Raw genomic sequence first — 7,387 nt, 5'->3', positions numbered from 1 at the left:
TGAAAGCTTATAAACTTTCTATTTTAGTTTTTTGCTCAAGTAGCTTAGTTTTAGCATCGCTAAACTCAGCCAGTTTTGCATTTTCTTTAGCAAGTACCGCTTCAGGTGCGTTATTAACAAACTTTTCGTTAGCGAGTTTGTTTTGCACTTGTGCTAGGCCTTTTTCTGCTTTTTCGAGTTGCTTATTAATACGTGAAAGCTCGGCTTCTACATCAATTAAGCCCGCCATTGGGATCATGATCTCAAGGTTGCCAACATAAGACGTTGCACATGCAGGTGCGTCGTCTTTGTTTTCAAGCATTGTAAACTCTTCAATTTTTGCAAGTGATGCTAAAAATGATTTGTTTTCTTCAATACGGCGCACGTCGTCGCTTGATGCATTAGCAAGTAATACGCTAAGCGGTTTACTTGGGCTAATATCCATTTCACCACGAATGTTACGAATAGCTAAAATGAATTGTTTAACCCACTCTAAGTCGTCCATCGCTTTAGCATCAACGCTTGCTTCATTATATACAGGGAACGGCTGAACCATAATGCTGGTGTTTGTTGTTTCAAGGCCTGCAAGAGGTGCAACACGTTGCCAAATCGTTTCAGTGATGTACGGCATCATTGGGTGCATTAAACGCAGTAAGCTTTCAAGTACGGTAATAAGTGTATTACGTGTACCACGTTGCTGCGCTTCATTACCTTTAAATAATACCGGCTTAGTTAGCTCTAAGTACCAATCACAGAACTGGTTCCAAGTGAATTCGTAAAGCGTATTAGCAGCTAAGTCAAAGCGGTAGTTATCAAGGTGCTCAGTGTATGTTTTAACTGTTGACTCAAATTGACCTAAAATCCAGCGGTCAGCTAATGAAAGCTCTTTTTGTGCATCGTTGGCAAAACCACAGTCTTGCTCTTCTGTATTCATTAATACGTAACGGCTCGCGTTCCATAATTTATTACAGAAGTTACGGTAACCTTCAAGGCGGTTCATGTCCCAGTTAATATCACGACCGGTAGATGCCATTGCAGCAAGTGTAAAGCGAAGGGCGTCGGTGCCGTGTGCCTCAATACCGCCTGCAAATACTTTACGCGTATCTTTTTCAATTTTAGCGGCAAGTTTTGGCTGCATCATGTTACCAGTACGTTTTTGTACTAGGTCTTCAAGTTCAATGCCGTCAATCATGTCTAGTGGGTCAAGTACGTTACCTTTTGACTTAGACATTTTATCGCCATTGTCATCACGTATTAAGCCCGTTACATACACGGTTTTAAACGGAACTTGTGGTTTGCCATTTTCGTCTTTCACAAAGTGCAGCGTCATCATAATCATGCGCGCAACCCAGAAGAAAATAATATCAAAACCAGTTACCAGCACGTCAGACGGATGGAAGGTTTTTAAATCATCGGTATTTTCAGGCCAACCTTGTGTAGAGAAAGTCCAAAGTGCTGACGAGAACCACGTATCAAGTACGTCTTCGTCTTGGCTTAGTGTTACGTTATCTGCAATGTTGTTTTCACGGCGTACTTCGGCTTCGTCGCGACCAACAAATACATTGCCTTCACTGTCGTACCAAGCTGGAATGCGGTGACCCCACCAAAGCTGGCGTGAAATACACCAATCTTGTACGTCGTTCATCCACGAGAAGTACATGTTTTCGTATTGCTTAGGTACAAATTGAATGTCGCCGTTTTTAACAGCGTCTTTTGCAGGTTCAGCAAGTGGTGCAACACGTACATACCATTGGTCGGTAAGCAGTGGCTCAATTACCACACCAGAGCGATCGCCGTAAGGAACCGTTAAACCATGGTCTTCAATTTTTTCAAGTAAACCTAGTTCTTCAAATTCTGCCACAATTGCTTTACGAGCAGCAAAACGATCTAGGCCGTGCAAGCGCTCAGGTATTGGTGCATCAAACTCAAGCTCTTTACCGTCAAAGGTGTATGTTTCACCTTGGGTAAGAATAGCGGCGTCTTTATCGAAAATGTTGATCATAGGCATTTGATGACGCTTGCCCACTTCGTTATCGTTAAAGTCGTGCGCTGGGGTTATTTTTACACAGCCCGTGCCTTTATCTTTATCGGCGTGTTCGTCAGCAACAATTTTAATACGACGATTAACGATGGGTAATAAAATCTCTTTACCGATTAAATCTGTGTAGCGCTCATCATCAGGATTTACTGCAACACCCGAGTCACCCAACATGGTTTCAGGACGTGTTGTTGCTACTACTATGTAGTCTTTTCCGTCTTGTGTTGTAACGCCATCAGCTAATGGGTAACGTAAGTTCCACATGTGGCCTTGCTTGTCTTTGTTTTCAACTTCAAGATCAGAAATAGCCGTGTGTAATTTTGGATCCCAGTTTACTAGGCGCTTGCCTCGGTAAATTAGGTTTTCTTTATGGAGGCGTACAAACACTTCTTTAACAGCTTCAGATAAACCATCATCCATGGTAAAGCGTTCACGATCCCAATCAACCGATGCGCCAAGGCGACGAAGCTGCTTAGTGATAGTACCGCCAGATTCTTTTTTCCATTCCCAGATTTTATTAATAAAATCTTCGCGGCCTAAATCGTGGCGTGTTTTGCCTTCTTCGGCATGCAGTTTACGCTCAACCAACATTTGCGTTGCAATACCTGCGTGGTCAGTACCTACTTGCCATAATGTGTTGTTACCTTGCATACGTTTAAAACGCGTTAGGGTATCCATTATTGTATCTTGGAAGGCGTGGCCCATGTGTAAGCTACCAGTGACATTTGGCGGCGGGATCATAATTGAATATGGTACGCCTTGGCCAGATGGCTTAAAGTAGCCTTTTTGTTCCCAGTCTTGATATAGAGACTGTTCAATATCTTGCGGATTGTAGGTTTTATCCATTACACAGAACCTTAAATAAGTACTTAAATTAGTTGGTTAGTTTGCCTGATTGGCTAGCTATTAATATCTTGCGTGGTGAGATTGGCACCGAGTTGGCGTAGCTTTTTAAAACGCTCGCGGGCTGCTTGCTTAGCAGCTGGTTCTACGGGTACAAAATCAAAAACTTGGTTAAACCGACGAATATAATCCGGTAACTGAGTAGCCAAGTTAATTAAAACTTTACGATTGCCAACAGGTGGCGTAATACCAATTTCTACAGGTGCGCCGCCTTTAGGGCCTTCACCTTGTAAATTATGTGGCACAAAACTATCTGGATCGAATGCCCAAATTATTTCATCAATGGCACAGGCTGCTTCGTTATCGTTAACACAAATAAACACACGCTGCCCATTTCGATACTGATCGGCCGCAATTTGAGCTGCCAATGCAAAATGATCGTCAGCCTTCGCTTTAGACTCATCTTGTTGCTTTAGAACGAAAAATTTAGCGTTCATGTTCATTGTATCGGGGTTTCCCATGACATTGAATGTATACCAAATTGATATACACAAATTAAGAGGCAGATTTTGCCATATAACGGGGTTTGCTTCAATTAATACACAAATAAATAAGGCGCCAAATGGCGCCTTATAAATAGCTAAATAGATTATTAATCGTGCGTAGCTTCGCTTACACCCGCTCGATTTAATAAATACTGAGTAAGCATAGGAACAGGACGGCCCGTTGCGCCTTTTTTAGCGCCACTGCGCCACGCTGTACCGGCAACATCTAAATGTGCCCAATTATACTTTTTAGTAAATTTAGATAAGAAACATGCCGCAGTAATAGTACCCGCAGAGCGTCCACCTAAGTTCGTAAAGTCAGCAAATGGGCTTTCTAGTTGATCTTGATAGTCATCCCATAACGGTAACTGCCATGCACGGTCGCCACTTTGCTCAGACGCTTTTAATAAATCGTGCGCAAGTGGGTTATGGTTTGATAGTAAACCAGTAGCATGCGCGCCAAGGGCTACAATACACGCGCCAGTTAGCGTTGCTACGTCAATAACCGTATCTGGATTAAAGCGTTCAACATATGTTAGTGCGTCACATAATACTAAGCGGCCTTCAGCGTCGGTGTTTAATACTTCAACTGTTTGCCCTGACATTGTTGTTAAAATATCACCTGGACGATACGCATTTGAGCCAGGCATGTTTTCACAACCCGCTAAAACACCAATAACGTTAATCGGCAATTGCATTTGTGCAAGTGCACGCATTGCCCCAATAACACCTGCTGCTCCGCCCATGTCGTATTTCATTTCGTCCATGCCTTCGCCTGGTTTTAATGAAATACCGCCTGAATCAAACGTTAGACCTTTACCAACAAGTACAATAGGGGCTTGGTCATCAGCGGCGCCTTTGTAGTTAATAATCGACATAATCGATTCGTTATCACTACCTCGGCCAACAGCTAGGTAAGAATTCATACCAAGTTCTGCCATTTGCTTTTCGTCAATAAGATCAACAGTGATGTTGTCAAAATCAGTTGCCAGCTCTTGTGCTTGTTCACCTAAGTACACAGGATTACAAATATTTGGTGGCATATTAGCTACGTCTTTACATAGCTTACTACCTGCTGCAATGGCTAAACCATGCTCAATAGCGCTTTCGCCAATAGTTAGTTCGCGTCGTGTTGGTACGTTAAACACCATTTTACGCAGTGGACGGCGAGGGTCTACTTTTTTACTTTTCAGTTGGTTGAACGTATATAAGCAGTCTTGCGTTGTCTCAACTGCCTGACGTACTTTCCAGTAGGTGTCGCGACCTTTAACGTGTTGCTCTGTTAAAAAGCAGACTGCTTCCATAGAGCCCGTTTCGTTTAAGGTATTAATAGTTTTAGAAATGATTTGTTTATATTGCTTATCATCAAGCTCACGCTCTTTACCACAACCAACAAGCAATATGCGCTCGCTTAATACATTAGGTACATGATGCAATAATAAAACTTGGCCTGGCTTACCTTCTAAATCGCCACGGCGAAGTAAATTAGAGATATAACCATCACTAATTTTATCGAGTTGTTCACCAATGGGGGATAACCTACGTGGCTCGTAAACGCCAACCACAATACATGCGCTGCGCTGTTTTTCTGGGCTACCACTTTTTACGTTAAATTCCATTGTTACTCCTGGTTTTGAGTCGTTTAAGTTACTAAGTTGGGGCTAAAAAAGTATTTTCTAGTCTTATCTACGTAACTTATGTAAGGATAATTCTTATTTTAGCTGATTTTGTTAGACTCTTACTGTGTAATTGAACTTTATATGCTTAAGGGCTACTAATGCAACATTATATCGTGCACTTAGGTAGGATAATTAATTTTGATGGCTTATAATAATAGCCTATTTGCCGGTATTAATTGGGTAAAATAGCTATTTAACTATTCAATTCTCACTATCGTAGTGAAATTCCATGTTTAACAGGGGCGAGCATTGCTAATTTTCCGTTATTTGACCGCTGAGGTTTTAAAATCGCAGGTCGCCGTATTTTTAACTTTGATGACAATATTTTTGTCACAAAAGTTAGTTGGTATTTTAGGTGATGCCTCTGAGGGCAGCATTCCTGCTAAATTAGTGCTATCGATGATTGCACTAAAACTTCCACAACTAGCCTCGCTAATACTTCCGCTGAGTATATTTTTAGGCATTATTTTAGCCTACAGCCGTATTTACGCCGATAGCGAAATGACCGTACTTAAAGCCTGTGGCGTAAGTGAATGGTATGTTGTGCGCGTAACACTTATATCAAGTGTAGGGCTTGCTATATTAGCCGCAGCACTGACTATGTATATTGCGCCGTGGGCAAGCGAGCAAGAGTATCAATTAAAAGAACAAGCCAAAGCCGATGCGGGGTTATCCGCACTCAGAGCTGGGCGGTTCCAAGAAACCGGTAACGAAAAAGCCGTGGTGTTTATTCATAATATTGAAAAGGGTGGCAAAGAGCTCAATAAGGTATTTGTTGCACAGTTACCCGATAGCGAAAAAGGCAACCTAGCGCGCTTAGTATATGCAGAGCAAGGTGTTGTGGTTGAAGCCGTAAATGGTGAGCAACAGCTCGTGCTAACAGACGGTAAACGTTACGAAACAGATGGCACAACGCCTGCACTTAACTTAACAGAATTTGATGGTTACAGCGTACAAATACGAGAACAAGAAATAGAGCATCAACGCCGTAAATTAGAGGCTGTGCCTACTAATCAATTACTCGCCATTAAAACTCCTGAATCTATTGCTCAATGGCAGTGGCGACTCGCTATTCCATTATCAATTCCGTTACTTACCTTACTGGCAGTACCGCTAAGTGTGGTTAATCCTCGCCAAGGTAAATTTGCAAAACTAGTGCCTGCTATAAGCTTGTACTTAGGCTATTTTATTTTACTAAATGCCGCTAAATTTGCAGTTGAAGATGGCAAAATTCCGCCTTCAATTGGCTTGTGGTGGATTCACCTAAGTGCCTTGTTTATAGGTGGATTATTAATTATAAAAGGGCGGCCGCTGGGCGCTTGGCTTAAAGCCGTTGTAACTAAGCGGGAGTTAGGCTCATGATGAAAACGCTTGATTGGTATTTAGGCCGCAGTATTTTACAAACTACCGGCTTTGCATTGTTGGTACTTGTTGGTATTAGCACCTTAATTAAGTTTATCGACCAGCTAAAGTCGGTAGGGCGTGGCAGTTACGATTTAATGACCGCAATGCTTTACACGCTTTACACAATACCTGGCGATTTAGTGGTGTTTTTTCCGATGGCTGCGCTAATTGGTGGCTTAACGGGGTTGGGGGCACTTGCCTCAAACAGTGAGCTGGTAGTGATGCAAGCGGCTGGTATGTCGCGCTTACAAATAATTGGCTCTGTAATGAAAACGGCTATATTTATGGCTGTATGCATGATGGCACTTGGCGAATGGGGTGCACCTGAAGCGCAATTACACGCCAAAGAAATGCGTAACCAAGCAATACATGGCGGCGATGTATTTAACACACAAAAAGGTGTATGGGCTAAAGACGGCAGCAATTTTATTAATATTGAAGATGTTGACGAAAACGGCAGGCTCAACGGGGTACACATGTACCACTTTGACAAATCGTTAGAGCTTACCCAAATCACTAAAGCAAAAGATGCACTGAGCCGAAAAGAAGGCTGGCTACTTCGTGATGTAAATAAGGTTATTATTACGAGCGAAAAAACCACAACAGAGCAACTACCAGAAGAGTTTTACCCTTCACAATTGACCGCTGAAAAGTTAGGGGTTGTTTCGGTAAAACCAGAGTCACTTTCATTTACTGGGCTTTGGTCGTATTTAACTTACTTAGAGCAAAACGAACAAGACACCAGTACCTACGAGCTCGCTCTGTGGCGTAAGCTTATGCAGCCTGTATCTGTAGCGGTAATGCTGCTGGTGGCGCTCTCGTTTATATTTGGCCCGCTGCGTACCGTTACTATGGGCGCACGTATTATTATGGGTGTTGTAACGGGGATCGTGTTTCAT

5 protein-coding genes are annotated in these 7,387 nt (G+C 42.4%); 2 read left to right on the top strand and 3 right to left on the bottom strand.

What is annotated here, in order from left to right; translation table 11 throughout:
• Positions 1-7 precede the first annotated feature (7 nt).
• The 3 genes from H5072_RS07800 to pepA form a co-directional block, all read right to left on the bottom strand.
• A complete protein-coding gene (locus H5072_RS07800) occupies positions 8-2,863 on the bottom strand; it encodes a valine--tRNA ligase (protein WP_182693182.1) in 2,856 nt (951 codons plus the stop codon).
• 53 nt (positions 2,864-2,916) lie between these two features.
• Positions 2,917-3,363, bottom strand: a complete 447-nt coding sequence (locus H5072_RS07795; protein WP_002962020.1) for a DNA polymerase III subunit chi — start codon at positions 3,361-3,363, stop codon at positions 2,917-2,919.
• Between the two features lie 149 nt (positions 3,364-3,512).
• Complete coding sequence (gene pepA / locus H5072_RS07790; protein WP_024595639.1) at positions 3,513-5,024, bottom strand: leucyl aminopeptidase; 1,512 nt, start codon at positions 5,022-5,024, stop codon at positions 3,513-3,515.
• A gap of 309 nt (positions 5,025-5,333) precedes the next feature.
• On the opposite strand from pepA, the gene lptF reads away from it, so the two are divergent.
• Together lptF and lptG are read left to right on the top strand one after the other, a co-directional pair.
• Positions 5,334-6,446 (top strand): LPS export ABC transporter permease LptF, encoded by a 1,113-nt coding sequence (lptF, locus tag H5072_RS07785; protein ID WP_182693181.1) that lies wholly within the window; start codon positions 5,334-5,336, stop codon positions 6,444-6,446.
• Positions 6,443-7,387: LPS export ABC transporter permease LptG (lptG, locus tag H5072_RS07780; protein ID WP_182693180.1), on the top strand; the 945-nt coding region annotated here is incomplete at its 3' end. The genes lptF and lptG, both read left to right, overlap by 4 nt.

The organism is Pseudoalteromonas sp. SR45-5, from assembly GCF_014163565.1.
GTDB classification, from domain to species: Bacteria; Pseudomonadota; Gammaproteobacteria; order Enterobacterales; family Alteromonadaceae; genus Pseudoalteromonas; species Pseudoalteromonas distincta.
The sequence above is the reverse complement of the archived record's forward strand: the minus strand, read 5'-3'. Positions and strand labels throughout refer to the sequence as shown.

Excerpts from the sequence above, each read along its gene's own strand:
- H5072_RS07795 (WP_002962020.1), bottom strand. The coding sequence starts at position 3,363 with ATGAACATGAACGCTAAATTTTTCGTTCTAAAGCAACAAGATGAGTCT.
- pepA (WP_024595639.1), bottom strand. The coding sequence starts at position 5,024 with ATGGAATTTAACGTAAAAAGTGGTAGCCCAGAAAAACAGCGCAGCGCA.
- H5072_RS07800 (WP_182693182.1), bottom strand. The coding sequence starts at position 2,863 with ATGGATAAAACCTACAATCCGCAAGATATTGAACAGTCTCTATATCAA.